Origin of the sequence: Trebonia sp., assembly GCF_049794275.1 — a bacterium.
GTDB lineage: Bacteria > Actinomycetota > Actinomycetes > Streptosporangiales > Streptosporangiaceae > Trebonia.
In genome coordinates, this window is the sequence record NZ_JBARCR010001124.1 from 1 (window position 1) to 1,638 (window position 1,638).

A 1,638-nucleotide genomic window follows, 5' to 3' on the forward strand; every position below is an offset into this window, starting at 1 on the left:
CGCTCGGCTCGGTCGCGCTGGTCAGCACCAGCACCCGCAGGCCTGCCGCGCGCAGCGGCCGCAGCACGGCGACGCCGTCCATGCCGGGCAGCTTCAGGTCGAGCAGCACGATGTCCGGTCGCAGCGATTCGGCCAGGGATATCGCGGCGGGACCGTCGCCGGCCTCGCCCGCCACCGTCATGTCGTCCTGCACCTCGAGCAGCGCCCGCAGCCCTTGCCGGACCACGGGGTGGTCGTCCACGATGAGCACGCTGATCACGCCGGCACCGCCAGCCTGACCTTGGTGCCTGCGCCGGGTTCCGAGGTAATCCTGAGTGTCCCGCCGACCGCGGCTGCCCGCTCCCGCATAGACGCCAGCCCGAGCCCGCCGGACGCTCGGGCGGCGGCGAGCGCCGGGTCGAACCCGGTCCCGTCGTCCGACACCTCGAGCACCACCAGGCGGGAGGTCCGCGTCAGCCGCACGGAGATCTTCGTGGCGGCCGCGTGGCGCAGCGCGTTGTTCAGCGCCTCCTGGCCGACCCGGAACGCCGCCGCCTGCACCCGCGGCTCCAGTTCCGGCAGTTCGGGCGCCGTCACCAGGACCTCGACGCCGTACGCCCGCGCGGCGAGCTGCGCGTACCGACGCAGCGACTCGGCGAGCCCGTCCAGTTCCGGCGGCGCGAGGCCGTCGATGACCGCGCGCAGTTCCGCGTGTGCCTGCGCGCCGATATCCGCGATCGCGGCGAGTTCGGCCGACACGAGCGCGGGATCCTTCCCGACCAGAATCTCGGCGGCGCGGGCGTGCGCCCGGATCGAGAACAGCCGCTGCGACACCGCGTCGTGCAGTTCACGCGCCAGCCTGGCCCGCTCTTCGAGCACCGACGCCTCCCGGCTCCGTTCGTACAGCCGCTCGTTGCTCAGGGCGATCGCGGCGTGCGCGGCGAAGAGCGTGAGCAGTTCCTCGTCGCGGTCGGTGAACTCCCCCGACCGCTTGTTCGCCACGAAGATGATGCCGAGTACCTCCGCGCCGCGCCGCACCGGCACCCCGAGGAACCCGGTCATTTCTGGATGCGCGGCGGGCCAGCCTTCGAACCTGGGGTCCGTCCTGATGTCCGTCAGCCGTTCCGGCACGCCGGACTTCAGCAGCGCGGCCAGCATCCCGTGCTGCCGTGGCAGCGGGCCGATCGCGCGCTGCCGGGCCTGGGAAATCCCGTCGGTCACGAACTCGGCGAACGAGCCCCGGTCGTCGGGCACGCCGAGCGCGGCGTACCGCGCGTCCACCAGCGTCCGCGCGGACCGCACGATCGCCGCGAGCGCGTCCCGCGTGCCCAGCGTGCCGCTCACCGCCAGCACGGCCTGGCTGACCGAGCGCAGTTCCGCGAGATAGCTTTCCACCCTTCCGACGGTATCCCGGCCGGCGCGAACCGGGATCCGGCGCTGGTCCTAAGACCATCGGACGGTGCCCGCCGAGCCCGCCGGCCGATGCGGTGCCCGCGGTTGCGGCCTAGCGTCGAAGCCATGAAGAAAGCACTGATCACCGGAGCTTCCCGCGGCCTTGGCCGGGCGCTGGCGGACGGCCTGGCGGCGGCGGGGTACTCGCTCGTCATCGACGCCAGGGACGCCGGAGCGCTTAACGCGGCGGCCGCCGCGATCCGGGCC

At 73.4% G+C, this 1,638-nt stretch carries 2 protein-coding genes; both read right to left on the reverse strand.

Features of this window, described 5'->3' with window-relative positions:
- The coding region (locus tag WA805_RS27950; RefSeq protein WP_425243823.1) for a response regulator at positions 1–259 on the reverse strand (259 nt) is incomplete at its 3' end.
- A complete protein-coding gene (locus WA805_RS27955; RefSeq protein WP_425243824.1) occupies positions 256–1,374 on the reverse strand; it encodes a GAF domain-containing protein in 1,119 nt (372 codons plus the stop codon). The genes WA805_RS27950 and WA805_RS27955, both read right to left, overlap by 4 nt.
- Positions 1,375–1,638: the final 264 nt, after the last annotated feature.